The sequence below is a fragment of the Pseudomonas sp. SWRI179 genome (genome assembly GCF_014268705.1).
Classification (GTDB): Bacteria; Pseudomonadota; Gammaproteobacteria; order Pseudomonadales; family Pseudomonadaceae; genus Aquipseudomonas; species Aquipseudomonas zanjanensis.
In genome coordinates, this window is record NZ_JABWRA010000006.1 from 19,912 (window position 1) to 45,442 (window position 25,531).

24 protein-coding genes and 1 pseudogene are annotated in these 25,531 nt (G+C 59.3%); 10 read left to right on the forward strand and 15 right to left on the reverse strand.

The features are described 5' to 3' along the window. Positions 1–58: 58 nt before the first annotated feature. From HU767_RS04890 to HU767_RS04910, 5 genes are all read right to left on the reverse strand, one after another. Positions 59–280: a formate dehydrogenase subunit delta gene (locus HU767_RS04890; protein ID WP_186704808.1), complete on the reverse strand. Its 222-nt coding sequence runs from the start codon at positions 278–280 to the stop codon at positions 59–61. After that, on the reverse strand, positions 277–3,153 hold the full coding sequence (gene fdhF / locus HU767_RS04895; RefSeq protein WP_186704807.1) for a formate dehydrogenase subunit alpha: 2,877 nt from the start codon (positions 3,151–3,153) through the stop codon (positions 277–279). Before fdhF ends, HU767_RS04890 begins: the two co-directional genes overlap by 4 nt. Beyond that, a complete protein-coding gene (locus tag HU767_RS04900) occupies positions 3,150–4,709 on the reverse strand; it encodes an NADH-quinone oxidoreductase subunit NuoF (protein ID WP_186728665.1) in 1,560 nt (519 codons plus the stop codon). Before HU767_RS04900 ends, fdhF begins: the two co-directional genes overlap by 4 nt. After that, positions 4,703–5,185 carry a formate dehydrogenase subunit gamma gene (locus HU767_RS04905; protein WP_186704805.1) on the reverse strand — a complete coding sequence of 161 codons (483 nt, stop codon included), beginning with the start codon at positions 5,183–5,185 and terminating at the stop codon, positions 4,703–4,705. The genes HU767_RS04900 and HU767_RS04905 overlap by 7 nt, the downstream gene beginning before the upstream one ends. A 308-nt stretch (positions 5,186–5,493) precedes the next feature. Beyond that, positions 5,494–6,387 (reverse strand): LysR family transcriptional regulator, encoded by an 894-nt coding sequence (locus tag HU767_RS04910; RefSeq protein ID WP_186728666.1) that lies wholly within the window; start codon positions 6,385–6,387, stop codon positions 5,494–5,496. 125 nt (positions 6,388–6,512) lie between these two features. Between HU767_RS04910 and HU767_RS04915 the strand changes: the two genes are divergently transcribed. The 6 genes from HU767_RS04915 (at position 6,513) to HU767_RS04940 (ending at position 10,290) form a co-directional block, all read left to right on the forward strand. After that, positions 6,513–6,959 carry a cyclophilin-like fold protein gene (locus tag HU767_RS04915; RefSeq protein WP_186728667.1) on the forward strand — a complete coding sequence of 149 codons (447 nt, stop codon included), beginning with the start codon at positions 6,513–6,515 and terminating at the stop codon, positions 6,957–6,959. A 25-nt stretch (positions 6,960–6,984) separates the two neighbouring features. Then, entirely contained in the window at positions 6,985–8,013 is a 1,029-nt protein-coding gene (locus tag HU767_RS04920) for an alpha/beta hydrolase (RefSeq protein ID WP_186728668.1), read from the forward strand. Positions 8,014–8,037: 24 nt separating this feature from the next. Continuing rightward, positions 8,038–8,205 carry a hypothetical protein gene (locus tag HU767_RS04925; protein WP_225917589.1) on the forward strand — a complete coding sequence of 56 codons (168 nt, stop codon included), beginning with the start codon at positions 8,038–8,040 and terminating at the stop codon, positions 8,203–8,205. 226 nt (positions 8,206–8,431) lie between these two features. Continuing rightward, positions 8,432–9,067, forward strand: coding sequence for a YopT-type cysteine protease domain-containing protein (locus HU767_RS04930; RefSeq protein ID WP_186704801.1), 636 nt, complete (start codon positions 8,432–8,434; stop codon positions 9,065–9,067). A gap of 170 nt (positions 9,068–9,237) precedes the next feature. Beyond that, a complete protein-coding gene (locus tag HU767_RS04935) occupies positions 9,238–9,399 on the forward strand; it encodes a DUF2986 domain-containing protein (protein ID WP_186704800.1) in 162 nt (53 codons plus the stop codon). Positions 9,400–9,474: 75 nt separating this feature from the next. Beyond that, positions 9,475–10,290 carry a hypothetical protein gene (locus HU767_RS04940; protein ID WP_186704799.1) on the forward strand — a complete coding sequence of 272 codons (816 nt, stop codon included), beginning with the start codon at positions 9,475–9,477 and terminating at the stop codon, positions 10,288–10,290. Positions 10,291–10,308: 18 nt separating this feature from the next. Here HU767_RS04940 and HU767_RS04945 read toward each other — a convergent pair whose 3' ends face one another. Further along, positions 10,309–10,956, reverse strand: a complete 648-nt coding sequence (locus HU767_RS04945; protein WP_186728669.1) for a DUF998 domain-containing protein — start codon at positions 10,954–10,956, stop codon at positions 10,309–10,311. A 230-nt stretch (positions 10,957–11,186) separates the two neighbouring features. Here HU767_RS04945 and HU767_RS04950 point away from each other — a divergent pair, with 230 nt between their 5' ends. The 3 genes from HU767_RS04950 (at position 11,187) to HU767_RS04960 (ending at position 13,954) form a co-directional block, all read left to right on the forward strand. Further along, positions 11,187–11,480, forward strand: coding sequence for a hypothetical protein (locus tag HU767_RS04950; RefSeq protein WP_186704797.1), 294 nt, complete (start codon positions 11,187–11,189; stop codon positions 11,478–11,480). A 43-nt stretch (positions 11,481–11,523) separates the two neighbouring features. Beyond that, the gene (locus HU767_RS04955; RefSeq protein ID WP_186728670.1) at positions 11,524–12,090 is read left to right on the forward strand and encodes a hypothetical protein; all 567 of its coding nucleotides are present in this window, start codon (positions 11,524–11,526) and stop codon (positions 12,088–12,090) included. 97 nt (positions 12,091–12,187) lie between these two features. After that, positions 12,188–13,954, forward strand: coding sequence for a S8/S53 family peptidase (locus HU767_RS04960; RefSeq protein ID WP_186728671.1), 1,767 nt, complete (start codon positions 12,188–12,190; stop codon positions 13,952–13,954). Positions 13,955–13,963: 9 nt separating this feature from the next. On the opposite strand, the gene HU767_RS04965 is transcribed toward HU767_RS04960, so the two are convergent. The 7 genes and pseudogenes from HU767_RS04965 to HU767_RS04995 form a co-directional block, all read right to left on the reverse strand. After that, entirely contained in the window at positions 13,964–14,500 is a 537-nt protein-coding gene (locus tag HU767_RS04965) for a dihydrofolate reductase family protein (RefSeq protein ID WP_186728672.1), read from the reverse strand. Between the two features lie 56 nt (positions 14,501–14,556). Next, positions 14,557–15,798 carry a DUF1835 domain-containing protein gene (locus tag HU767_RS04970; RefSeq protein WP_186728673.1) on the reverse strand — a complete coding sequence of 414 codons (1,242 nt, stop codon included), beginning with the start codon at positions 15,796–15,798 and terminating at the stop codon, positions 14,557–14,559. Between the two features lie 524 nt (positions 15,799–16,322). Continuing rightward, entirely contained in the window at positions 16,323–18,713 is a 2,391-nt protein-coding gene (locus HU767_RS04975) for a TonB-dependent siderophore receptor (RefSeq protein WP_186728674.1), read from the reverse strand. Positions 18,714–18,831: 118 nt separating this feature from the next. Continuing rightward, positions 18,832–19,812, reverse strand: coding sequence for a FecR domain-containing protein (locus HU767_RS04980; protein ID WP_186728675.1), 981 nt, complete (start codon positions 19,810–19,812; stop codon positions 18,832–18,834). Then, the gene (locus HU767_RS04985) at positions 19,799–20,314 is read right to left on the reverse strand and encodes a sigma-70 family RNA polymerase sigma factor (RefSeq protein WP_186728729.1); all 516 of its coding nucleotides are present in this window, start codon (positions 20,312–20,314) and stop codon (positions 19,799–19,801) included. Before HU767_RS04985 ends, HU767_RS04980 begins: the two co-directional genes overlap by 14 nt. Before the next feature lie 77 nt (positions 20,315–20,391). After that, positions 20,392–20,721 (reverse strand): annotated as a pseudogene (locus HU767_RS04990) (2,4-dienoyl-CoA reductase); the annotation flags it as partial. Positions 20,722–20,756: 35 nt separating this feature from the next. Continuing rightward, positions 20,757–21,791, reverse strand: a complete 1,035-nt coding sequence (locus tag HU767_RS04995; protein WP_186704790.1) for an aldo/keto reductase — start codon at positions 21,789–21,791, stop codon at positions 20,757–20,759. A gap of 226 nt (positions 21,792–22,017) precedes the next feature. On the opposite strand from HU767_RS04995, the gene HU767_RS05000 reads away from it, so the two are divergent. Then, positions 22,018–22,815, forward strand: a complete 798-nt coding sequence (locus tag HU767_RS05000; protein WP_186728676.1) for an alpha/beta hydrolase — start codon at positions 22,018–22,020, stop codon at positions 22,813–22,815. Positions 22,816–22,908: 93 nt separating this feature from the next. On the opposite strand, the gene tssI is transcribed toward HU767_RS05000, so the two are convergent. Next, positions 22,909–24,219: a type VI secretion system tip protein TssI/VgrG gene (gene tssI, locus HU767_RS05005; RefSeq protein ID WP_186728677.1), complete on the reverse strand. Its 1,311-nt coding sequence runs from the start codon at positions 24,217–24,219 to the stop codon at positions 22,909–22,911. A gap of 88 nt (positions 24,220–24,307) precedes the next feature. After that, positions 24,308–25,411, reverse strand: a complete 1,104-nt coding sequence (locus tag HU767_RS05010) for a polyamine ABC transporter substrate-binding protein (RefSeq protein WP_186704787.1) — start codon at positions 25,409–25,411, stop codon at positions 24,308–24,310. Between the last annotated feature and the right edge of the window lie 120 nt (positions 25,412–25,531).

Sequence of the window (25,531 nt, forward strand, 5' to 3'; positions counted from 1 at the left end):
CTTCGTCGTTGACGAGGGCGCCGGCCGGGGCTGTGTGCAGGTTCTACAGCATTCCTTCCTAAGCCGCTTCTGCAAACTCCATCAACGCCGCCAATACCAACGGGTGCAGGACAGCGTCGGGATGTTTCGTTTGCCAGGCCATCAAGTCGCGGCACATGGTCGGCGTCCAGAAGCTCTTGATGTGCTGGTATACACCACGCACCGCCACCGCGTGGTCCGGCTCACTGGCAAAATACTGACCGATCTGGTTGGCCATCTTGATCAGGCTTTCAGAGCTCATCGACGCACCTCCGCTTTCTCGGCATGGCGACGCTCCCTCAGCAGGCGCCCTTGTTCATCACTGAACGCCTGGTAACGCTTCTGCCATTCCGAAGGCTGGCTGACCCGCACGATCTCCACCGCCGTGACTTTGTATTCCGGGCAGTTGGTGGCCCAGTCGGAGTTGTCGGTGGTGATCACGTTGGCGCCCGATTCCGGGAAGTGGAACGTGGTGTAGACCACGCCCGGTGCCACTCGCTCGGTCACCCTCGCGCGCAGTACCGTTTGCCCGGCACGGCTGCCGATGCCGACCCAGTCTTCGTCGACGATCCCGCGGTTCTCGGCATCGGTCGGATGGATTTCCAGACGGTCCTCCTCGTGCCAGGCGACGTTTTCGGTGCGCCGGGTCTGGGCGCCGACGTTGTATTGGCTGAGGATACGGCCGGTGGTCAGCAGCAGCGGATAACGGTTGTTGACCTTCTCCTCGGTGGGCACGTAGCCGGTGAGCATGAAGCGGCCCTTGCCGCGCACGAACTGCTCGATGTGCATGGTCGGCGTGCCGTCCGGCGCGGCATCGTTGCACGGCCATTGCAGGCTGCCGTGGCGCTCCAGTTCGGCGTAGCTGACGCGGGAGAACGTCGGCGTCAGGCGGGCGATTTCATCCATGATTTCCGAAGGATGGTTGTAATGCATCTTGTAGCCCAGGGCGTCGGCCAGGGCGATGGTGGCTTCCCAATCGGCCTTGCCGGCCAACGGGTCCATCACCTTGCGAACGCGGGAGATGCGGCGTTCGGCGTTGGTAAAGGTGCCATCCTTCTCGAGGAACGAGCTGCCCGGCAGGAACACGTGGGCGAACTTGGCCGTCTCGTTGAGGAAGATGTCCTGGACGATCACGCATTCCAGCGCGGACAGCGCGGCCGTCACATGCTGGGTGTTGGGGTCGCTCTGGGCGATGTCTTCACCTTGGCAATAAAGCGCCTTGAAGGTGCCGTCCAGCGCCGCCTCGAACATGTTCGGGATACGCAGGCCCGGGTCGGGTTGCAAGGTCACGTTCCAGGCTTGCTCGAACTCGGCGCGCACCGCTTCGTTGGAGATGTGCCGATAGCCGGGCAGTTCGTGGGGGAACGAGCCCATGTCGCAGGAGCCCTGGACGTTGTTCTGCCCACGCAGCGGGTTCACCCCGACACCTTCGCGACCGATGTTGCCGGTGGCCATGGCCAGGTTGGCAATCCCCATGACCGAGGTACTGCCCTGGCTGTGCTCGGTAACGCCGAGGCCGTAGTAGATGGCCGCGTTGCCGCCAGTGGCGTAGAGCCGTGCGGCGGCGCGGATCTGCTCGGCAGGCACGCCACACACCGGGCCGAGGACTTCGGGCGAGTTTTCCGGCTGGCTGACGAAATCGCGCCAGCGGGCAAAGTCCGCCGCCTCGCAGCGAGCCTCGACAAAAGGCTGGTCTATCAAGCCTTCGGTGGCAATCACATGGGCCAGCGCGTTGAGCATCGCCACGTTGGTACCCGGACGCAGTTGCAAATGCAGCTCGGCGCGGGCGTGGGGCGAATCCACCAGGTCGATGCGCCGTGGGTCGATGACGATCAGTCGTGCGCCCTGGCGCAAGCGGCGCTTGAGCTGGGAGCCGAACACCGGGTGCGCGTCGGTGGGGTTGGCGCCCATCACCATGATCACGTCGGCCTTCATCACCGAATCGAAATTCTGCGTGCCGGCGGACTCGCCCAGGGTCTGCTTGAGACCGTAACCGGTAGGCGAGTGGCAGACACGGGCGCAGGTGTCGACGTTGTTATTGCCGAACGCGGTACGCACCAGTTTCTGCACCAGGTAGGTTTCTTCGTTGGTGCAGCGGCTGGAGGTGATGCCGCCGATGGAATCGCGCCCGTACTTGAGCTGGATCCGGCGCAGTTCGCTGGCGGCATAGGTGACCGCCTCGTCCCAGCTGACTTCCTGCCACGGGTCGTTGATGTGCTTGCGGATCATCGGTTTGGTGATGCGATCCGGGTGCGTGGCGTAGCCCCAGGCGAAGCGGCCCTTGACGCAGGAATGGCCGTGGTTGGCCTGGCCGTTCTTGTCCGGGACCATGCGCACCAGTTGTTCGCCTTTCATCTCGGCGCGGAACGAACAGCCCACGCCGCAATAGGCGCAGGTGGTGATGACGCTGCGCTCCGGCTGGCCGATCTCCACGACGCTCTTGTCGATCAGGGTCGCCGTCGGACACGCCTGCACGCAGGCGCCGCAGGACACGCATTCGGAATCGAGGAAGTTGTCACCGCCGGCCGCTTCCACCCGGGAATCGAAACCGCGCCCAGTGATCGTCAGGGCGAAGGTGCCCTGGATTTCCTCACAGGCGCGTACGCAGCGGCTGCAGACGATGCACTTGCTCGGGTCGTAGTCGAAATACGGGTTGGAAACGTCCTTGGCCTCGGCCAAGTGGTTGGCGCCCTCGTAGCCGTAGCGCACTTCGCGCAGGCCCACCTGCCCCGCCACGGTCTGCAACTCGCAGTTGCCATTGGCCGAACAGGTCAGGCAATCCAGCGGGTGGTCGGAAATGTACAGCTCCATCACGTTGCGCCGCAGCGTGGCGAGCTTGGAGGTTTGCGTGCGCACCACCATGCCCTCCGTTACCGGCGTGGTGCAGGACGCGGGATAGCCGCGCATGCCGTCGATTTCTACCAGGCACATGCGGCAGGAGCCGAAGGCTTCCAGGCTGTCGGTGGCGCAGAGCTTGGGAATGGTGGTGCCGAGCATGGCAGCGGCGCGCATGACCGAGGTGCCGGCGGCGACGCTGATTTCGCGCCCGTCGATGGTCAGGCTGACCTGCACGTCGCTGTCACGCGCCGGGGTGCCCAGGTCGATATCGGTGCTGGGATCGAAGATGGTGATCATTGGTCAGCCTCCGTGGTCGCCAGACCGAAGTCGGCGGGGAAATGCTTGAGGGCGCTGGCGACAGGGTAGGACGTCATCCCACCGAGGGCACAGAGCGAACCGTATTGCAGGGTGTCGCACAGGTCCTGCAACAGCAGGGCCTGTTCCTGGCGGTCACCGGCTTCGGTGCTGGCGATCAAGCGGTCCACCACTTCCACCCCACGGGTGGAGCCGATCCGGCACGGCGTGCACTTGCCGCAGGATTCCTCGGCGCAGAACTGCAAGGCGAACCGGGCCATCTGGGCCATGTCCAGGCTGTCGTCGGCGACCACCACACCACCGTGGCCGAGCATCGCGCCCATGGCGGCGAACGCTTCGTAGTCCAGCGGCGTATCGAATTGCGAAGGCGGCACCCAGGCGCCCAACGGCCCGCCCACTTGCGCGGCCTTCAGCGGACGACCGCTGGCGGTACCGCCGCCATAACCTTCCACCAACTCCCGCAGGCTCAGGCCGAAAGCGCGCTCCACCAAGCCGCCATGACGGACGTTGCCGGCCAGTTGGAACGGCATCGTGCCCAGGGAGCGGCCCATGCCGAAGTCGCGATAGAACTGCGCGCCTTTCTCCAGGATGATCGGCACCGAGGTCAGGGTCAGTACGTTATGCACCAGCGTCGGCAAGCCGAACAGGCCTTGCAGCGCCGGCAGCGGCGGCTTGGCGCGCACCGTGCCGCGCTTGCCCTCGAGGGATTCCAGCAGCGCGGTTTCCTCGCCACAGATATAGGCGCCGGCGCCGACTCGCACTTCCAGCTCGAAGGCGCGACCGCTGCCGCTCACGTTCGTGCCCAGGTAACCGGCCTCGCGAGCGATGTGCAGCGCGTCGTTCAGCGTACTGACGGCGTCCGGGTATTCCGAACGCACGTAGATGTAGCCCATGGTCGCGCCCACGGCGATGCCGGCGATGATCATGCCTTCGATCAGCAGGAAGGGGTCGCCTTCCATCAGCATGCGGTCGGCAAACGTGCCGGAGTCGCCTTCGTCGGCATTACAGACCACGTACTTCTGCGGCCCCTGCGCGTCACGCACAGTGCGCCACTTGATGCCCGCCGGGAACGCCGCGCCGCCGCGGCCGCGCAGGCCGGAGTCCAGCACGCTGGCGACCACCTCGGCGCCATCCATCTGGATCGCCCGGGCCAGGCCGAGAAACCCGCCTTGGGCACGATAGTCATCAAGGGACAAGGGCCGGGTGATGCCAGCACGGGCAAACAACAGGCGCTGCTGGCTTTTCAGATAAGGAATGTTCTCCACCAGCCCCAGGGCAGCAGGATGGCTGCCCGGATCATGGGCCAGCGCATCGAGCAGGGCCGGCACGTCTTGGGCCGTGACCGGGCCAAAACCCAAGCGCCCTTCAGGCGTCTCCAACTCAACCAGTGGCTCCAGCCAATAGAGGCCACGGGAACTGGTCCGCAACACCTGCAACGGCAACTGTCGACGTTCAGCCTCAACGGCCAACGCAGCCGCGACTTTGTCCGCGCCCACGGCACGGGCCACCGAATCGCGGGGGATACAGAGCGTCAGCATGCGCCCTCCTCCCTGCAGTCATTCACCAACTGACGCAGGCGCTCGGGCGTGATCCGCGCATGCAACTCCCCGTCCAGTTCCAGGGCCGGCGAGCAGACGCAGGCGCCCAGGCAATAGACCGGCCGCAGGCTGATACTGCCGTCGGCGCTGGTGCCGTGATCGTCCAGCGCCAGTTGCTCGCGCAACTGCGCAGCCAGGGCTTCGGCGCCCATGCTCTTGCAGGACTCGGCCCGGCACAGGCGCAGGGTATGGCGCGCCGGCGGCGTGGTACGGAAATCGTGGTAGAAACTGATGACCCCGCGCACTTCAGCCAGGCTGAGGTTCAGGGCGTGGGCGATCTCCGGGACGGCGCTGTCGGGGACATACCCGCAGCCTGCCTGGATGGCATGGAGAATGGGCAGCAAGGCACCGGGGGTGTCCTTTTCGCGCGCAAGCACGCTGTGGATCATGGGCAGGTGAAGCGTCTCATCGGGCATAAACGTACCTCGGCATCTCGAACGACACCGCCGCATAGCGGCAGCCGTCCGGAGTCTTGGCTGCGGCGTCCGGCCCACGTCACGGTAGCGTGGCACATCCGATCGCCATTCTCGCTCTCCGGCCAGGTGTCTTTGGCGCACCTGGTCCGAGGCATTCTCACAGCTTGCCACTCCCGGGGGTTGGCGATTGCACATGGACGACGAAACGTGTTCTGAAAGCGACTTCTTGAAAGCCCTGCCCGTTAATCCGCGCCGCCTGAACGAAATCGACATGCGCCCACTGTGGTTATGTGAACCATCGCTCGCCCTTAATCGGCTTGGCGCAACGCATTGGCAACCAATGTAAACGCAGGCGAAGGCTGCCGCCGGCTGGGGTAGTACAGATAGTAGCCTGAAAATGGCGGACACCAATCTTCCAGCACGCGCATCAGCCGCCCCTCTTGAAGATGGGGTTCAAACTCCTCTTCTGGCAGGTAGGCGACGCCCAGCCCAGCGACCGCCGCCTGCACGATATGAGTCGACGTGTTGAAAATGAGTTGGCCGTCCACTCGTACGTTCACCTGCTTGCCCCGCCGCTCGAAATCCCACACATAGAGCCCGCCCGATGTTGGCATACGCTGGTTGATACAACGATGGTTCACCAGATCACGCGGGTGCCCGGGAACGGCACGATTGGCAAAGTACGCTGGCGAAGCCACGGCAGCCATCCGCAACGCAGGGCCGATCGGGACCGCGATCATGTCCTTGTCGATGGTGTCGCCCAGCCGCACGCCCGCATCAAAACGATCCGCCACGATGTCCCGAAATCCGTAGCAGACGTCGAACTCGACATTGATATCCGGGTAATCGTGCAGCAGCCCGGTCAGTTTGGGCAGCAAGGTCGTGCGCAGGACATGATCGCCGCAGGTGATGCGCACAGTGCCCGCGGGCTTGTCGCGCATTTCCGTGAGCCTATCCAGCTCGGCTTCTATTTCATCGAAGCGATTACCGATGGCGTGCAACAGCCGTTCGCCCGCAAGGGTCGGCGAAACGCTGCGGGTGGTCCGCGTCAGCAAGCGGATCTGCAAGCGTGCTTCCAACCCGCTGATTGCCTGGCTCAGCGCCGATTGGGTGACGCCCAGCGCCCCGGCAGCTCGCGTGAAGCTGCCTTCGCGCGCCACCGTGACGAAAGACAGCAGATCGTTGAGGTTTCTTTTGACCATGGCAGCAGCACTTCAAGCAAATTGATTAGCCATGCTTATAGCCTTGTTAAGCATTCATTAGCTAGTCGCACCACTGTTCGCAAGTCACCATGAACCCTATGAACAGACACCCATGCACAACTGCGATGCGATCGGCCCGGCGTGGTTTGCTGGCGGTAATGCTCGTGTTTGGCGGCTACGCAACGATGAGTGGTGCCGCGTCGGCGCCCTCGAAAACGGAGAACAGGGTGATGTGGATGACCGTCGGCGAACACCGCTTCGCCATCACCTTGGCCGACAACGCGGCCACCCGCGCGTTTGTCACGTTGTTGCCGCTGACGGTGGCGATGAGCGATCTCAACCGTAACGAGAAATACGCCACCCTTCCCCAGGTGCTACCAGCCGAAGCCAGCAAGCCGGGAACGATCCGCAACGGCGATTTGATGCTGTATGGCACGGACACCCTGGTCATCTTTTATTCGAACTTCAACTCGACCTACGCCTACACCCGCCTTGGGCAAGTGGACGACACCGCGAAGTTGGCTCAAGCGCTGGGCCGGCGAGATGTGCAAGTGAGCTTTTCCCAACACTGATGACACCCCATCGACAGGATCCCCAATGAAAAAGATCATCGTTTTACTCACCCTTCTTGTCACTTCGCTCACAGCCATAGGAGCCGATATGTCCAACGGCGCAGATAACTTTTATACCAGCGATGACGTAACCGTACAGAAGGTCAATTTCAAGAACCAATATCAAATGAACGTGGCAGGTAACCTGTTCATTCCGAAAAAACTCAATGGCAAGACCCGGAGTCCGGCGATTGTCGTCGGCCACCCGATGGGCGCGGTCAAGGAGCAGAGCGCCAACCTCTATGCCACGAAAATGGCGGAAAAAGGCTTCGTGACCCTTTCCCTGGATTTGTCGTTCTGGGGCGAAAGCGAGGGGCGGCCGCGTAATGCCGTCTCGCCGGATATCTATGCCGAGGACTTCAGCGCCGCGGTGGACTTTCTCAGCGCCCAGCCTTTCGTCGACAAGGAGCGGATTGGCGCGATCGGCATCTGTGGCAGTGGCAGCTTCGTGATCAGCGCAGCCAAGATCGACCCACGCATGAAAGCCATTGCTACGGTGAGCATGTACGACATGGGCGGCGTCAATCGCAACGGGTTGAAGCATTCCCAAACGCTCGAACAGCGCCGGTCGATCATTGCCCAAGCCACCCAGCAGCGTAACGTCGAGTTCGCTGGCGGTGAAACGCTTTATACCAGCGGTACGGTGCACCAGTTGGACGCCAACACTCATCCTATCCAACGTGAATTCTTTGATTTTTACCGCACCCCGCGCGGCGAGTTCACGCCATCCGGCTCGTCGAAAGACCTGACCACGCACCCGACGCTGACCAGCAACATCAAGTTCATGAACTTCTACCCGCTCAATGACATCGAGACCATTTCACCGCATCCGATGTTGTTCATTGCTGGGGCCGATGCGCACTCCCGGGAATTCAGCGAGGAGGCTTATAAGCTCGCCGGTCAGCCCAAGGAGCTTGTCATCATTCCTGGGGCTGGCCATGTCGATCTTTATGATCGGGTCGACCTCATTCCGTTCGATAAGCTGACGACGTTCTTCCAGAGCAATCTGAAGTAATATCTGGCCCAGTCGATGTGGGGCGTGGCCAGACTCCCCGGCGGCCCGTTGATTCGCAAGGATGTGGTCGATCCATTGCGCTACCTCGGCCACCCGGTGGTACGCCGCAATTACGAGGCCAGCAGGGACGTCGCCTCCCTCGGACCGATTGCTACCCGAAACAGCACCTACGCGTTGCAAGAATACGGGTAGCGTGATCGTGCCTCGCCAGCGCTCATGGCAGATGGAAAATGTTCGCCTGGCGTTGATGGCAGAATGCTGCTTGCTTGGCTACCATTTCTCAACGCATACCCTCTTCGAGGTTGGAATCGTTTCTGGCGTAAACCAACAGCCAGTCAGAGCATCCCTGTCGATAGGCAGGAAAGGTATGTTTCAACGTTAACCTTCAAAAATTCATAGCGTTACAAGGAGAGTAAGCATGAACCTAGACTGGCCAGCGTTGGGCTTGAATAACGTAGAACACTCTTTTGGAACCAAGTTTGGCGCCAGCGCCAATCCTTTTCTTCAAAAAGCACTGAAGGATCAAAAGAAAAACGGCAACTGCTTCGCTTACTCGATGCTCTGGTGCCGTCAAAGCATAAAGTTGAACCGCAAGCTTCAGAGCAAGAATGAGTTAATCACGCACATGCCACTCATGGTCGCAGCGCAAGCGATGCAGTCGCAGCAGGTGCGGCAGAACAAAAAGGGCGCCTACGGAGCGGAGGGCATGCTGGGCGAGGCCTATTACCAAGCGATGGCGGCTGCATTCTGCGTTAGCGCAGCGGAGGTTGGCAAAGATGTTGGATCTATTTTGAGCGACCACAACGGCTGGCTCGACTTGGTCACCAAGTCAGAAGGGCACTATGTAATAGCCTTTATCTTCTCCGGTGGAGGAGCGCACGCTGTAGCGGCGTCGAATAAAGGTAGGGAGCTGGTATTTTTTGATCCCATTTATGGCCAGTATTCAGTCGATAATTACGCGCCATGGGAGCTGATGCAGTACTACGCCGATGTCAAGAAAGGCTGCGACAGCTACGGCTTTATAACGAATTGGATCGCGGTCAGCGTGACCTGAGGCAGCTTCATGTCGACGTCGAATCGGATGACTGATTGGCGGCACGTGCATCGTCAGTTATTTATTGAGCAACGGTCATTTCCCACAAGGCCTGTCGCCAACGTCAGGAACAATCCTGAGAAAACGGAAAACTGATACCATCCGGACATTGACACGCTGAGCAGAACAACATGAATCGCCGCAAGAAAATAAACCAGTTATTGAAGGCTAACGCCAAGAAAGCCAGTGCCAAGCTGGCGCCCAAAAACAAGAATCAATACATCAGCAAAGCCGACCGCCTGAAATTGGCAGCTGAAGCCAATGACGCGCCCATTACGTCCCCGGAAAGCTGAGCCACGTCGCGCCCCTTCTTTGAAGCGCTGCTCATTCAAGGCAAGATACGCCCCTTAACCGCAAGGAGCGCATGAATGAGCCCCCTTACCTACCGCCGTCGCACAATCCCCATCCTGATAGGGGCGGCAGCCTTGGCCGTTCTTCCTGGCTGCCATCAGGCGACCTATGAACAGAAAATGGACGCCTGGGTCGACAGCGGCGGGAAGTCCATGCCGACATTCCTTACTTCGGAAGAAATCAAACGGCTGGAAGAAAGACGTTACATCAGGGTTCTGCGTGCCACCTTGGTTCGCGACGCGCTCTACGCCAATCCCGAAGGTCTGCGGGGAAGTGTCAAGTTAACGATGAAGCTGGATCGCCAGGGAGATGTGCGGCTTTGCGAGGCTAAGTCTGCTGAAGCCGGCACCCCCTCCCGTTTGGTGAACCTCATGGCCGACGTTTGCTGGAGTAGAGCGTGGGGCCCCCTCCCGGAAAATCTCCAGAGTCCAAAGGATGGCGGCCTCGAAATCATCGCGCCCTTGATCGCATCAGGGGAGACGCCGTCAATGGCTGATCACGAACGTCTACGCCAACGGGATGCCGTTGAAAGTCGTTTCTTTTGGGACAACGTCGTTGCAAAGCAGTCCCTGAGCGCTTTCGGCACCGCCCGCTTCGACTTCACGGCGAACGCGAAGGGTGAGGTCATTCGGTGCGACGTAGAACTTGAAAAACACAGCCTGCGCCCGGAATACTTTCAACCCAATCCTGAGTTACGGCAGACACTCACCCAGCAATGCCTAGAGTTGAACGTCGCAAAGATGCCTGACTTTCAAGTGAAAGCTGACGGCACTGCGAAGCGCGTGGTCCGGGTGGATTATCTGCCGTGGAAAAATCACGTAGGCCAGCACTAGGAGATTTCTTTGCTGCCTTTAACGGGCGTACGCAACCTTCATATCGGCATCACCCTTTAGGGCAACAGCGGCCAACGACGCAACCCAGACCACCGAAACCCCATAGTTGAGCCGCTGGTACAGGCCAAACAAGTGCCCGTCGGCCAACGCCGTCGCCATCAGCACAACGGTCACAATGGCCAGGACTACGCAGATCGCCGAGAACATGGCGAACCTGGACGACGAAAGCAGCGACTTGCCAAGGAACGCCCACAACGCCCCCGCCAGGGTAAGCGAGATAAACATCACCAATCCCGCAAGGTTGTGGTTCTGTTGCGAAACCGACGGCTGAACCGGCGCACAACCTTGGTCACAGGAAAAATAGCCGGCCACGAAACTTGCCAAACCGTGGACGAAAATCAGTGCGGCGCTAAGCAAGGCCATCCGCGATGCCTTGAACCGTCTCGCCACGCCTAGAGCGAAAAGCACGAACATCACACCCAGGGGAAAGTTGTTCACCCAGGCAGAGAAGCTGTGGGTTGGCGATCCAACGGCGCCTAGTTGGCTCATGGCTTGATCCAGATGGCTATAGCCTGGGTAGGCCCGGGCAGTCAGTGCGACACCCAAAAGCAGCCAGAATGGAATCAATATTCCGAAGCCTAGCAAAGCACGATCGATGGTTTTCATGAGGTGACATTCCTTGTCGTTGTGATGTCTGTTTGTGAGGTGATGTGATGTGAAATATTGCATTGATTCAAGCGTCCAACCGCTCAATCAAGAACCGGGTGCAGGAAACTGCGAGGGGTCAATAACGTACCGGACATGGCAAGTGATTAACAGGCTCAATCCTTTGAATTCTGGAGAAAACGGATTCTACACAGAATACGCAGTCAATCATTAATCGGGATCGAAACACCATGGATGAACGCCAAACAATCATCAAGAACCAGATCCGCGCCATGGTGATCGGTGGCGAATCTGACGAGATCACCTATCGATCGGAATGGCTCGGTTACCTGCCCTTCCCGGTTTTTCATTGGATTGAACACCAGGGCGAAAGCTTTTCCAGCGACTTCCCTTTTGATTGGACCCTCGAAGATCTGGCGAGCCTTGAGCGAATGGGCTTCTTGGAAATACTAGAAGCCTACGAAAACCCGGACGACCCTTTTGATCGGGATATCCGGTATCGCGTTCATGTGGGATGCGTATAACAGTAGACTGGAAAAGATCGACAACCCAAGGAACGGAAAAAAAATGGGCATTCTTGATCGCTTGTTCGGCGGCCGCTTTACCCTGCCGCCACCGGAGGAAACGACGCTCAGCGACGCGGCGATCATGCGGGAGCTGCATCCTTATCGCGCCGAACTGAAGGCGTTTACCCAAGCCCTACTGGCCCGTATACCAGACGCCGAACGTGCCAGGCTGGTCAGGCGCGTGCTGCGCATTTACGGCTCGGGCCAGGAGCCGGCCACCGCGCTGGTGGAAGGCTTGCTGGATGCAGACAAAGGCCAGAAGCTCGAACACTTGGCGTTGCTAGGCGTCGACTGGAGAGGCTTTGATGGTTTCGAGTATCTGGTGCCCTATCTGGTCAGCGCCAGCGGGGTAAAAGAAACTTACCCCTACCGCTATGAGGGTACGCTGCCGATGTCGGAGACGCTGGCCAATTTCGACCGATGGCTCATGGCGTTCGACAAACGCTACCTGCACCTGGACGCTGGTAGCGACGAATATGTCGGGTTCATTGCCGATACCGACCAGGTCGAAGCCATGATCGAACTCGCACGGCAAGCAGGTGTTGCAGTGCGCCTCGAGAGCTTTTGAACCGGAATGGGTATTCGCTGAATCTCGTTATCCCGCTGAACGAAGCACGCCGCATCACAGTCGGAGCAACAAGACCCTCGACAAAGAAACCTGGCCCATGCTCCTACGACTTGCTGCCCTCGCTACGCTGTTCACCTTGGCTGCCGGCACAGCGGCCGCGGCACCGGAACCGCTGCGCCTGGAAAGCTTGAAACGCTGCGGCGACCTGTTGCAAAGCCAGCACCAGGATTGGTGCCTGACAGCGCGCGGGCTGGGTGATGCAACGCCGCAACTGAAGTTGGGAGCAAAGGCAATACCCGCAGACATGGTCCAACGCGAAGGGAACAACCTGCGCGTGCGCCTGGACGCCGCCGATTACCAAAGCGGCCCGCTCTGGCTGGAAGACGGCCTACGCACCAGCAACGCCGCCTGGCTGACCTTGCGCAACAGTCACGTGCTGGCCGCCGGGCCGGACGCAGTGGCGAAGAACATGGACGGCCTGACCACTTATGTCGACCTGGTCAGCGTGCTGATCGAGGAAGACCGTGATGGCCGCCAGGAAGCCGAGCGCCTGGCCCACAAGTACGGCGCGAAGGTGGTCGGCAGCATCGCGCCGCTGAACCTGTACCAACTTCGCTTGCCCGCCAAGGACCTGGTGCAGCGCGATGCACTGGTGCTGCGCCTGGGCAGCGAGACCAGCGTGGATGCCGTGGTGATCGAGGAGTCCTCTGCCGAAGAAACCGAGCAGGCCGCTGCCCATCCTGAAGAACCGAAAAAACCCGCCCTGGACTCCGACGAATGGGCCGCGAATCGCTTTCTCGACGCGGTGAACTATTACCAACGGCGCATCCCCGGCCGTCAGCCACCCATCCAGCCGCAACCGGTGCGCATTGGCCTGATCGAGCGCGATGTGGACTTCGACACGACGGATTTCGCGGACGACGTCGGCGCCTGCTCGCCGCCGCGCACTTGCGTCTACGCCCGCGATGCAGACAAACCGGACAATCACGGCACGACCGTCGCCGGCATCCTCGCCGCACGTTGGGATGACAGCGGCAACACCGGTTTCCTCCGTGGCCTGGACAAGGCCAGCGGTGGCTTCGAGGTCATCGTCGAACGTAACTCCGATGCTGGCATCACCGCCAACATCGCCGCCTCGGTCAACCTCGTGGAAGACGGCGTGCGTGTGCTCAATTGGAGCTGGGGCATCCACCGCGTCGGCGCCAAAGACATCAAGGGCGATGACGTCGACTCGCTGCTGCGCTCGGGCCTCGCCATGGGTGGCTACGAAGAACTGCTGGAAGAGTTTTTCCTTTGGCTGCGCAAGGCGCATCCCGACGTGATCGTGGTGAACTCCGCCGGCAATGGTTCTTCCTTCTCGGGCAGCGACGAATATCGCCTGCCCTCATCCTTCATCACAGAGCAATTGCTCGTGGTCGGCGGGCACCAGCGCAGCGAGCATACTGGCGTTGCCGTCGACGACCCGGCCTATGCGGTCAAGCGCAGCTCCTCGAACATCGACATGCGCGTCGACATCACCGCCGCCGCTTGCGCCCACGCCTCGACGAGCAGCGCCGGCCAGGACAGCGCCGTGCATTGCGGCACGTCCTACGCCACGCCCATGGTCGCGGGCCTGCTGGCGGCGATGCTGTCCATCAACCCGCAACTGCAACCCGAGCAATTGCGCATGCTGTTACGCCGTAGCGCCATGACCATCGGCGAAAACCACGACTTCGAACAGATGGACGGCGAAGACCTCACCGCGCCCATCCTGCCGTCGGAACGCCGCTACCAACTCAACGACAAGGACGTCGGCCGCTCGGCACGGCTGGACATGCAAAAGGCCCTGGATTTGGCGGCGCAAAGCCGTGATCGTGTGCGTTGAACCGGCGGGTCATGGGAGCAATCGGTAAGTGGATTGCACCAAGCCCGACGCAAAGCTGCGGCTGGATACGAGTTTCAAATCCACATCCTGCTCAAGCCCGCCAAACAACGGCCGCCCCGAGCCAATCAACACCGGAACGGTGGTAATCACCATATCGGTCACCAAGCCCTCGCGCAGGAACGACTGCACCACCCGCCCGCCATCCACATAGACGCGCTGCACGCCTTGGCTTGCCAGCTCCGTCATCAACGCCTTCGGTGCCAGGTTGGAGAAACGCAGCTTATTCTTCAACGCCTCGGGCACCGGCGAATCGGCCAACTGTCTGGACAGCACCACCACGGGCCGGTCGTAGAACCAGGTGTCGAAGGTCCGTACCTTTTCATAGCTCCCGCGCCCCATCACGATGACGTCCTTGTCGGTGATGAAGTCTTGATAGCCGTGGTCCTCGGATGGGTCGTCGCGTTGCAAGAGCCAGTCGATGTCACCGTCGGGCCGAGAAATGAAACCATCCAGGCTGGTGGCGATGAAGACGTGAGCGGTAGGCATTTGAGGCTCCTTTGTTGTGGTGGATATTGAAGTGTGGCCGTGAGTTGAAGACTTGTTCAGCGACGCCACACCCGCCCGTCGCTATTCACTACCCAAGGTGACCGATCAGCAACGATACGCACCCCGCCGGCCCAACGCTCTGCTGGCGCGTAATCGAGCCAGTTGATATGCCCGAGCAACATTTGCTCGCCCAAGGCCGTCACACGAACAAGGCGCCTCTGCCATTCACGTCCCGGCTGTTCATGCACCAAGGGGTGTGGTGCATCGATCAACGGTCGCAGCAGCGCATGGAACATCAGGTCGCCCAGATAAGGCAGAGGCTCGTAGCTCATCATTAGATGGCTGAACACCTTACCAGCAGGCAGCTCGCCATGATCGGCGAGCACACGCAGCACCAGCCGCTGAGTCAGACTCAAGCCGTCGCCTGCCCCGGGAAGCTCCTGCAGTTGTCTCGCCAAAGCAGGCCCGAGCAGCGGCAGCGCGGGATGCAAGTGTGCTGCAAGGCCTGCCCAGTCGCCTGGGTCTGCTGCGGTGTAGGCGGCCCATGCTTCGCGCGCCAGTGCCAACGCGTCCTCACCGAGCGAGCGCCGTTGCGACCAGAGCCAGGGGAGCAAATCCGGGGCAAGCTGACCAATGCCAATAAAGCGCTCCACGCCGGGTACCCGGCTGATTTCAATCAATTCGAGCCTGCGCGGCAAGGCCGGTAAACTCGCCAGTAACCGGATCAGAAACAATTGATCGTAGGCATCGCCCTCGCACCACAGTACCAGTTCACCGTCCGCGTCCAGTTTTGCCAGCGCGTCACGCTGCATGGCCTGGCGCTGTTGAATATCACGGTGAGAGAGCCCAAATGCCTGTACCAGGAAATTGGCTCGCACTGACCAGTAATCATCGTCAGGTAATGCGGGGACCGGACCCATCACCATCGGATCATCAAACATATGAAACGAACCTGAAAAACCAGCCACCCGCAGGCTGTGCTCGATGTCGTTACCGCATCGCCAATGCTGGACCGCCGCTTCGTTAGTCGCAACGAACCCCGGATGACGTGCGGCGAACGTCACGCCATCGGTGTGGGTAATCAGCTTGGGCCAACTGGCGAAACCAGCCTCACGGGCAACCAGCCATTGTGTGTCGGCCAGTCGATAGTCCGGGCCAGACAAGCCCATTGCGCGCAGCTGCTCACGCACATTGTCGGCTTCATGGTTTTTCAGTGCCTTCAAAAGACGCTTGGCGCGCTTACGCAGGAAGGGTAAATCGAGGAGACCGTGATGACGGGAAGCGTTGGTGGCGGGCATGCCAACTCCTTACAGGGCTCGGTCCGCCGACAAGCCGGGAGTTGGAATGAAAAATTCGAAAAACCTGCCTTGGGGATGACCCCTTCGCGCGGACCGCAGGCGCAGCAAACGCCCGGGGACCGACTTTAGCGGGAAGTACTGATGAAAGCAAAGCTTGGCGGTGGGCAGATTTCGGAGTGCTGGGGAGGTGCATCCCCTCTGGGTTGCTGTGAACATCTAGAAATCTGGCCATGGACTGTGCCGCAACAGGCGACTTTCGGCCCAGAAACGGACGCTGGACAGCGCACGACTATGGAAAAAAGGCTTATACCCCATGCCGTTCACTTAAGAAAAATGATGGCCCTGTGGCGAGGGAGCTTGCTCCCGCTCGGCTGCGAAGCAGTCGTAAACCGGCGATGCGGTGTGTGTCTGATACGCCGCACTTGGCAGGTTTTGGGGCCGCTTCGCGGCCCAGCGGGAGCAAGCTCCCTCGCCACGGGTTTGTCGATTGCCTTAAGTGAACAGCATTGGGCTTACACGCCTGCTTACCAGTTGTAACTCACTTTGGCGGTAATCTCGCGACCCGGGTTGTAGAAGTTCGCTGTGCCGGAACCGACCACGTGCTGCTCATCCAGCAGGTTGCTGACGTTCACCGCAAGGTCGGTGCCCTTGGCGATCTCGTAGTTGAAGGCGGCGTCGAACAGCGTGGTGCCATCGCTTTTGCCGGAGTTGGCTGCATCGAAGTAATAAGAGCCGACATAGCGTGCCCCCAAGCCAACGCTGACATCCGTGCCGGGCACGTCGTAATAACTCCAGAGCGAAGCGGAATGCTGGGGCGCCGTGGAGAACTCATTACCCTTCAGGGAGCTGCCGTCGTACAACGAACCGCGCAGTACCTCGGACTCCATATAGGAGTAGCCACCAATCAGGCTGAGGTTCTGCGTCACCTGCGCCTTGGCCTCCAGGTCGAGGCCACGGGCCCGCGATTCACCCACCGTCTGTTGCTCAATGATGCCGCTCGGCAGCACCACGGCGATGGTGACGTTTTCCTGGGTCAGGTCATAAACGGCTGCGGAGAACAGTGCGTCCATCCCCATCGGCGCATACTTCACGCCCACTTCGTACTGCGTGCCCGTCTGCGGTGTTACGCCAACCTGAGGCGGCGAGACGGATTCCACCATGCTCACATAGGTGGACACCTCATCGTTGACGATATAGGTCAACGCACCTCGGTAGGAGGTTTCGGAGAAGTTGTCTTTTTCCGTGGATATCAAGCCTTTGCTGGTAAGGTCCATCGAGTCGTTGCGCATACCCGCGGTGACGATGAAACGCTCGTAGAACGATAGGTTCTGCTGAAGGAACACGGCCTTGGTGGTCGCGTCTCGCTTGTTGACGGCATACGGCGTGATTGAACGTGGAACGCCAGTAAACACGGGATTTGCAATGTCAATCGGGGTGGTCAGGGCGTAGACCGAGCTTTCCTTGGTGGTCGAATCGAGGTACTCCACGCCCACCAGGCTGCTGCTGTCGATGTTCTCGAAGCGGGCATCGTATTGCAGCATCAGATTGCCGTTGAACTGGTCGGCCTCACTGTCCGTTCCAAACAGATACCGGTCAACGGTAGTACCGACACGTGCGGCGCTGTCGCTGAGATAAACGTAGCCAAAATCATCGGTCAACTTGCTGTAACGCAGATTGCTGCGCAATACAAAGCCGTTGTCGAAGTCATGGGTGACGTTACCGCTGAGGCTGGTGCGCTCGACATCGTGGAAGTTGTAACTGGGCTCACCATAGAACTTGCTGCGGTCGTATTCCTTGTCCAGCGGATAGCCGCCACTGTTGGGCGAACTTTCAGTTTTCAGATAGTCCAGAATCACGGTGGCTGACGTGTAATCCGTGGGTGCCCAGGTGAGGCCACCCATCACCAACCGGTTGTCGTCCTGTGAGTGATCGTACTCGCGGTCGCTGTTTTGGCCTTTGGCAGTAAAGCGGCCAGCCAAGGTTTTCTCGTCGTTCAGCGCATCCCCCACATCGATGCCTGTCTCGACATGGTCAAACGACCCGTAGGTCACATAGCCTTGGCCAAACTGCTCGAAGCGCGGTTGTTTGGTCACGAAGTTCACCGAACCACCCGGGTCCGCGGGGCCAAACAGCGTGGAGTTGGCGCCACGCAAAATCTCGATGCGTTCATAGGCGAATGGATCTTCGCGTACGCCGCGCATCGAACTCAGGGTCAAGCCGTCACGGTAGGTAGTGGCCTGGAAGCCCCGGATCTGGAAATAGTCGTTGCGGTCATCCGTACCATAGAAGTCACTGACCACGCCCGGCGTGTATTGCAGCGCCTCTTCCGTGGTGCTGACGCTGCGTTGCTCCATTTCCTTGTTGGTAACCACCGACACCGATGCCGGTGTATTGAGAATGCTGGTTGCCACCTTGCCGCCAACCCAGAGCTCCTGGGCGACCACCGAGTTGGCGTCGTCGTCGGCACTGACCCTGACCTTGGCATTGATGATGAGGGGGGCAAGGCGGTAGTCCTCGACGTCCGTTGCGCCGAGCTCCAGCGGGCCGGCGGGCTTTGGTCGAGGGGACAGTAGATAGGCATTCGGGCCTTGCTGTTCGATTTGCAATTCGCTCCCCTGCAGCAACGATGACAGCGCTGCCGATGTATCGAGCGTGCCATTCACGCCAGCCGTGGTGCGGTTCACTACACTCGACGCGTCGAAGGAAAGACTGATGCCAGCCTCCCGCGCAAAACGATCAAGCGCCGGCGCCAGTGGGCCGGCAGCGATGTTCCACTGCTTGACTTGGTTGCTGTGGTCAGCGCTCGAGGTTTGCGCCAGCGATGGCAATGCGTAGCTGCTCACGATCAAACCCAAAATCGCACCGTGCAAGGCACGATTTAATGGATGGCGCTGTGAAACCGGGGACGAACTCATTTTCTCGCTCCAAGAAAGGACATCGGCAGACTGGCCTGTATTCCGGCCTTCCTTAGAGGTCGAACGAGAATGAGAAAGCACCTCATTCTTTTTCAGGTGGCGCAAAGTTCCGATGGGCTCAGGTGGCAGCGGTCACGGTCACCCAATAGCGGGTCCGATAATCAATGTGCAAGCGCAGTGATTGCGCGATCAATGCCAGGACCTGATCGTTGTCGGCGAGCTGGAAGGTGCCGGAAACGCGACGATCAGCGACCTCTTCGGCGCAGCGCAGTACCCCGGGGCGATAACGCGACAGCTCCACGATGAAATCATTGAGGCGCATATTGCGTGCACTGATCACCCCGTCACCCCAGCTCCATAGATCAAGGCCATTGCCTTTGAACGTTCGGGCGCCACTTGATGTGAACAGCAGCTGATTGCCTGCCTGGACGCTGCGGCTCGCAGGCGTTTGACTGGAGCCGGGGAAAACCGTGACTGATCCTTCCTGAGCCGCGACCAGAGTGCCATCGTCCAGCTCGCGTGCCAGAAAGCGGGAGCTCTGGGCGCGCATGATCCCGTCACGGGATTGCACCCAGAACGGTCGCGCTCGAGGCGAGTGTTGATCCGCACCGACATTCACGATGATTTCACCCCGTCGCAGGATGATCAGGCGTCGCTGGGCGTCGAAATCGCTGTCGACGGCACTATCACTATTGAGCTGGATAAGGCTGCCATCATCGAGTTGGAAGCGTCGTTGCTCGCCGGTGCTGCTGCGTTGCTGCGCAAGCATCGCGGGTACGGGTGTGTAGTCCCGGCCGAGCCAGGCTGCCGTGCTGACAGTCGCCAATAGGCCCAGTAGCTTCAGGCTTTCGCGCCGCCGCATTCCATGATGGGTGCCATTAAGGGTTTGTCGCGCCAGTTGAGCGGGCACGCCGACGAATTCATCCCCAAGCGTTTCCACACGCTGCCACGCCAACACATGCTCCGGGCGCTGCTGGAGCCAATGCTCAAAAGTGCGCTGTGTCTGTTCATCGGCTTGATTGAAGCGAAGGCGCACCAGCCATTGGATCGCCTGCTCGACAATGGCCGGATCCAGCGTCTGCGGCTCACGACTCGACATAACGCAAGCGATAGCAGTGTTGCAGGGCCGTGGCCAGGTCGCGTTCCACCGTCGCGCGGGAAACGCCCAGCTTTTCGGCTATTTGCGCGCACGTCAGGCCGTCGAGTCGGGCAAATAAAAATGCCTGGCGAACTCTCGGTTTAAGCATACCGAGCATGCGATCTATGCGCTCGAGCGCATCAAGAATCATCAGTCGGCTTTCTTCCGAGGGCACCTCGTGTTGAGGCAGCAACATGATGCTTTCCAAGTAGGCACGTTCGAGTTCGCGACGACGATACTGATCAATCATCAGTCCGCGGGCGATACTGCTCAAATAGGCGCGTGGTTCACGCAAGGGGCTGGACTGACGGGACTTGAGCAGGCGTACGAAGGTGTCCTGCGCCAAATCTGCTGCGTTATCGCGACATCCAATGCGTCGGATTAGCCAGCCGTATAACCACGAGTGGTGGGTTCGATAGAGCAGCCCTAGATCTGCAGTACCTAGTGTTTCATCGCTGCGCATCGGAATCCCGGCAAGTACATGATTGATAATTAATCGCATTCTACTCAGGCGATAGGCCTTAGGCAAATACGTGGCGCTTAGTGTCCGCTTCTGGGCGAACGCTTCTCCACCCAAAGCCGATACTGGCGGGTGCGAAATGCCAGGGTGAGCTGTTGCAGGATCAGCGCGCGCAACGGCGACACCCTCGGATCGGGCTTTTTGGCCCGACTCAGTTTGTGCAATTGAAACTTCACGACCGCCATGTTCGCCAAGGCCGCAAGGGTCTTGTTTTTCCAAGTAATGGGCGGCAGTTGCGTGGCGTTGTCTTTGCCCAGCAGCCAGTCATGCGGCAGATAAGGATCGATGGCCAACGCCGTTCCGATGCCCACCATGTCCACACCGCTTTGCACGACGCTTTCGGCCATCGGATTGATTCAATGGGCGGACTGCCTGGAAACTCGATTCATCGAACGGCCCGGTTCATTGCATCAATGAGGTCTGCCTTGCCGCCGGCAAGCGAAGGTGCTGAAGCAGCCACCTTATCGTGTGGGAATCCAAGGGGCATGGCGCTGGCAGCGTCCAGCTGTGCCAGTTGATCCGCCGTCAGCTGAACTTCGACTGACGCCAGGTTATCGGCCATCTGCTCCGGCGTGCGTGGACCGATGATCGGGAGTGTTCCCTTGGCCAGCACCCAGGCGATTGCGATCTGGCCCGGCGTGTGGCCGGTCTCTTCGGCGATCGCTAACACCGCGTCCACCGTCGAGGTCTTGCGCTCGCTGTCCTCATCGTGGATCACCGCCCCCAAACCCTGCGCACGACCGGTTTCCCCTTTGCGGTATTTACCGGTCAGCAAACCACCGCCGAGCGGTGACCATCCGACGGTTCCCAGATTGAAGGCAGCGGCCATCGGCAGGAGTTCGCGTTCGGCCGAGCGCTCCACCAGGCTGTGCTCCAATTGCACCGCCGATATCGCCGACCAACCCCGAAGCTCCGCCAGGGTGGCGGCCGTTGCGACACGCCAAGCCGGGAAGTTCGACAGTCCGCTATAGAGCACTTTGCCAGCGCGGATCAGGTCATCCAGCCCCCGCACAATTTCGTCGATAGGCGTTACGCCATCGGGCATGTGCACCCACAAAAGATCAATGTGATCCGTCTTGAGGCGCTTGAGGCTGGCCTCCACCGAGCTGCGCATGGCTTTGCGGCTGTTGCCGGAGCGCAGGACGCCGGCACCAGGTGAATCACCCAGCGAAAATTTGGTCGCCAACACGACTTCATCGCGCTCGGTCGCCATGAAATCGCCGAGCATGGATTCCGATTGGCCAAATTGATATTGATCGGCCGTATCGATGAAATTGCCCCCTGCTTCCCGGTAACCGTCGTAGATTCTACGGGCCTCGTCCAAGTCGGCCCCGTAGCCCCAGCCTTTACCAAAGTTGCCAGTGCCCAGCGCGAGGGAAGAGACCCGCAGGCCGGTATTGCCGAAAATGCGATAGCGCATGACGGACTCCTTCAGGGCAAGAGGCTTCGGCGACCTGCGCTGGGTTGAGAGTGAATGAGTGCGCATGGAGTCTAGACGGGTTATTGCGGGCTTGCTGCGATGGGTTGGCTCGCCTATTGAACCTGACTCAAGAGATTGATAGGGTTGCCTCTCTTTCAAAACGCCCTCCCGGTTCGCCGGGAGGGCGTTTTCGTTTTGGTTCCCCCAACCACAAAGGAACCATGAAATGAAAGCATCCGTTGAAATCAGCTTCGGAGCTGACACCACCTTAGGGTATGTGCGGTACGGCAATGGCCCCATTCACGTACTGGTCATGCATGACTGGCTGGGCGACCACTCCAGCTACGATGCCGTCATGCCCTGTCTTGACGGTCGCGCGTTTACCTATGTTTTCGTTGATTTGCGTGGCTACGGACAATCCATTGAATTGGCTGGCGAATTTACAGTGGAGGAGATTTCCTCCGATTGCCTTATGCTCGCCGACCAGTTCGGTTGGACGCGCTTCCACGTAGTCGGCCACTCGATGACCGGGATGATCACGCAACGTATCGCTGCGGATGCCCCGTCTCGCGTCGCAAGCGCGATAGCGGTGTGCCCCGTTTCTGCCGCTGGCAATCGGTTGAGCCCAGAAGCGCTGACGTTCTTTGCCAGCACGGCAGAAGACGACGAGGCCCTTCGGCGGCTGTTCAAATTCGTGACCGGAGGTCTTTGCGATGGATGGGTTGATCTCAAGGTCCAACAAAGCCGCGACACAGTCTCACCTGCCTGCCGGGCGAGGTACCTCGAAATGATGGTCACAGCAAATTTCGTCGATGACATTCAAGGCCTTGAAACACCGTATTTGATTATTGTCGGCGACAAGGACCCCGGACTTGATACCGCGGCTATGGCCCGAACCTTTCTGGCGTGGCATCCGAACGCAGAACTGCACGTTATCCCGAACTGCGGTCATTACCCGATGCAGGAGTGCCCGCCTTATTTCGCAACTGTTATCGAGGGTTTCCTGAAACGCAATACCGGTTGACCTGAATGGCGTAAATCAGGCTGCGTGCGGACATCATCGGGCCCCTGGCCTGGATTGTCCGCAACGGCTCAAGGCATAGTTGTTTGGATGTCCTTAACGACAACACAAACAACCACTGATCACCGGCTGATCAGGATCGTTCTCAAGAAATGTAACCACGACTTCCATGCCCGTCCGGGGCGGCCCCATCTCACAACTCCAATCGGACGCCCTCTTCAGCCAACAACGACTCTTGTCGTCAAATCGATCTTCACGGTCCCAGGGAAACTCGACCTTGATCCTTGCGAAGCGCCGATCACCCTGGATTTCTTCGTCCTCCAGGGCGATGACTACAGCGGTCTGCTTGCGTAGTACCTGCGGTTTCTTGTGAGCCAACGGCGGACGATAGGACACATTCCATGGCAGCACGATAAAGCGGTTGCGGTACCCTTGGCGGAAGTCATCTTCGTTCCCCGTGTTGCCACTGGCGACGTGCTCACTCATTACCTGTGGTTGCCGGCCTTCGTGGACGACCTGGGTCAGTAGCCATGGGGCATTCCACTCCTGGCGCGGATGGCCTGAGATGTCCAGTACTTGACCGCTGACCAACCGAGTCTGGTCGCTCTGCCCTTCGGCTTGTCGATAAGCCGCGTGGCGGCGTTCCATGGTCCGAAGACGTATCTGTTTTCCGTGCTCATGACCGGTGAAACGCTCCAGCCTGTCATCCGTTTCAATGTCCAGCGGTTGGTGCGAGATACGACGGGGGAGCTGTCCCAGACGCAGGTTGATGCGCTTGATCAGTGGCTCGTTGGCCACCCTGTCGCGCGCTTGCCCATAAGCAGTGGGCTGTCCAATCCTGGGGAAAACCGCCTGATCGTCACCAAAGACCAGCACATGGCCTTGAGCACTGTGTTGGAAGTGAAAGTGAATACCCTCCTCTTCACACAAGCGCTGAACAAAGTGCAAGTCCGTTTCGTTGTACTGAGTACAGTATTCACGGTCTGGGTAGGTCGCCCCCAGATGAAACCGATAAGCGTCGCCCACAACACCGTGTTCTTCCAATATCAAGGCCACGATTTTCGGTACCGAGAACTGTTGATAGATCCTTCGGTTGATGCGGTGACGCAAGTAGGACAACTGCGGGACGAGGGCCAGGCTGTAGCGCATCAAGTGCTGACCATGAGCGCTATGAACGATGTGATAGACCCGTCCATGAATGCCGTTGCCCTTCGCGTCCAAGGTCAGGAAAGCCTCTCGGTCGAAGAGGCCTTCAAGCGCCAGGTCAGACCGTTCGCTAACAAAATCCACGCTGAACAGGTAAGGCCTGCTGAGCGCCTCTTCTCCCGTGAAGGCGAGCACTTGAAAGTCCTGGGAAAAACCGTCGATGGTCAAACTGAAGTGCGTTTGATTGGCTGGGTTGAACATCCGCTGTTCTCTTTTTAAACCTGCTGCTCGTCCGACGCCCGCCTATAACCAAGGCACGCAACGAGCAACAGGCGACAATCAAGTCAGGTCACACACCACTCTTCACTTTGGTCCATATCCGCGTGCGGATTCGCTCCAGTTTCAATGGCAGTGGCTCAAGGGGAATAAGTGTCGCGACCGTCTTTTTGTCGGGATAGATCCAAGGGTTGTCTCGCAACTTCTGCTCGACAAACTCAGCGGCATCTTTGTTTGCGTTAGGGTACAGCGTGTGATTTGAGGTCTTGGCGATAATTTCTGGTCGCAACATATAATTGATGAACGCCATGCCTTCCTTGGGATGGGGCGCATCTTTCAGCAGCACCAGATTCTCCGACCAGGACAGCGCGCCTTCGCGAGGAAGACTGTAGGAAATCTTGCGTCCGGTGTTAGCCTTTTCGTTGATGGCCTGTGCCGCCAGGGCACCATTGGCCCACCCCACAACAGCACAGATATTGCCGTCTGCCAGGTCGGCGTCGATTCTGGACGAATCGAAATAAAGGACGTAGGGGCGGATTTTCAACAGCAAGGCTTGGGCTTTCTGGTAATCATCCGGGTTCTTGCTGTTGCTAGGGAGTCCAAGGTAATTCAAGGCAATCGAGATGATCTCACTGGGAGAGTCGAGCATTGCCACTCCACACGATTGGAGTTTGCTGATGTTTTCTTCTTTGAAGATCAGATCCCAGCTATTGACCGGCGCATCATTGCCCAATGCCGCTTTGACTTTGTCCACGTCATAACCAATGCCAGTGGTGCCCCACAAATAAGGCACGGCGTAGCGGTTACCTGGATCATTGACTGCGAGCTGAGCGAGGATGTCAGGGTCAATATGTGAAAAGTTACTCAGCTGATCACGATCCAAAGGCTGAAGGACGCCCGCCTGGATCAGGCCTGGCAACACATTGGAGGTCGCCACCACCACGTCATACCCGGTGCGCCCGGCCATGACCTTGCTCTGCATGATCTCAGCGCTGTCGAACGCATCCATGTGCACGCGCGTGCCAGTTTCCTGTTCAAACTCCTTTGGCGTCTCAGGCGCCAGCAACCCGAACCAGTTATAGAGATACATCCCAGGCTCTACAGCCGCCACGGATGTGCTTATCCCGACACAGAGAAGCGAGGCCGAAAAAAGGGTTCGCAAATGTGACTTTCTCATGCAACATCCTTGTCAAGACGACATGCCCTCATGGCTATCGTAAACCTGGCAGCGAATATACCGGCTGCCACCGAATAGTAAATACCTACGAATACTTACCTTTGACCTGCGACGCCCTAA

Excerpts from the sequence above, each read along its gene's own strand:
- HU767_RS04890 (WP_186704808.1), bottom strand. The coding sequence starts at position 280 with ATGAGCTCTGAAAGCCTGATCAAGATGGCCAACCAGATCGGTCAGTAT.
- HU767_RS04985 (WP_186728729.1), bottom strand. The coding sequence starts at position 20,314 with ATGCGCAGCGATGAAACACTAGGTACTGCAGATCTAGGGCTGCTCTAT.
- HU767_RS04950 (WP_186704797.1), top strand. The coding sequence starts at position 11,187 with ATGGATGAACGCCAAACAATCATCAAGAACCAGATCCGCGCCATGGTG.
- HU767_RS04945 (WP_186728669.1), bottom strand. The coding sequence starts at position 10,956 with ATGAAAACCATCGATCGTGCTTTGCTAGGCTTCGGAATATTGATTCCA.
- HU767_RS04955 (WP_186728670.1), top strand. The coding sequence starts at position 11,524 with ATGGGCATTCTTGATCGCTTGTTCGGCGGCCGCTTTACCCTGCCGCCA.
- HU767_RS04975 (WP_186728674.1), bottom strand. The coding sequence starts at position 18,713 with ATGAGTTCGTCCCCGGTTTCACAGCGCCATCCATTAAATCGTGCCTTG.
- HU767_RS04900 (WP_186728665.1), bottom strand. The coding sequence starts at position 4,709 with ATGCTGACGCTCTGTATCCCCCGCGATTCGGTGGCCCGTGCCGTGGGC.
- HU767_RS04920 (WP_186728668.1), top strand. The coding sequence starts at position 6,985 with ATGAAAAAGATCATCGTTTTACTCACCCTTCTTGTCACTTCGCTCACA.
- HU767_RS05000 (WP_186728676.1), top strand. The coding sequence starts at position 22,018 with ATGAAAGCATCCGTTGAAATCAGCTTCGGAGCTGACACCACCTTAGGG.
- HU767_RS04965 (WP_186728672.1), bottom strand. The coding sequence starts at position 14,500 with ATGCCTACCGCTCACGTCTTCATCGCCACCAGCCTGGATGGTTTCATT.
- HU767_RS05010 (WP_186704787.1), bottom strand. The coding sequence starts at position 25,411 with ATGAGAAAGTCACATTTGCGAACCCTTTTTTCGGCCTCGCTTCTCTGT.
- HU767_RS04960 (WP_186728671.1), top strand. The coding sequence starts at position 12,188 with ATGCTCCTACGACTTGCTGCCCTCGCTACGCTGTTCACCTTGGCTGCC.
- fdhF (WP_186704807.1), bottom strand. The coding sequence starts at position 3,153 with ATGATCACCATCTTCGATCCCAGCACCGATATCGACCTGGGCACCCCG.
- HU767_RS04935 (WP_186704800.1), top strand. The coding sequence starts at position 9,238 with ATGAATCGCCGCAAGAAAATAAACCAGTTATTGAAGGCTAACGCCAAG.
- HU767_RS04970 (WP_186728673.1), bottom strand. The coding sequence starts at position 15,798 with ATGCCCGCCACCAACGCTTCCCGTCATCACGGTCTCCTCGATTTACCC.
- HU767_RS04910 (WP_186728666.1), bottom strand. The coding sequence starts at position 6,387 with ATGGTCAAAAGAAACCTCAACGATCTGCTGTCTTTCGTCACGGTGGCG.
- HU767_RS04995 (WP_186704790.1), bottom strand. The coding sequence starts at position 21,791 with ATGCGCTATCGCATTTTCGGCAATACCGGCCTGCGGGTCTCTTCCCTC.
- HU767_RS04915 (WP_186728667.1), top strand. The coding sequence starts at position 6,513 with ATGCGATCGGCCCGGCGTGGTTTGCTGGCGGTAATGCTCGTGTTTGGC.
- tssI (WP_186728677.1), bottom strand. The coding sequence starts at position 24,219 with ATGTTCAACCCAGCCAATCAAACGCACTTCAGTTTGACCATCGACGGT.
- HU767_RS04905 (WP_186704805.1), bottom strand. The coding sequence starts at position 5,185 with ATGCCCGATGAGACGCTTCACCTGCCCATGATCCACAGCGTGCTTGCG.
- HU767_RS04980 (WP_186728675.1), bottom strand. The coding sequence starts at position 19,812 with ATGTCGAGTCGTGAGCCGCAGACGCTGGATCCGGCCATTGTCGAGCAG.
- HU767_RS04930 (WP_186704801.1), top strand. The coding sequence starts at position 8,432 with ATGAACCTAGACTGGCCAGCGTTGGGCTTGAATAACGTAGAACACTCT.
- HU767_RS04940 (WP_186704799.1), top strand. The coding sequence starts at position 9,475 with ATGAGCCCCCTTACCTACCGCCGTCGCACAATCCCCATCCTGATAGGG.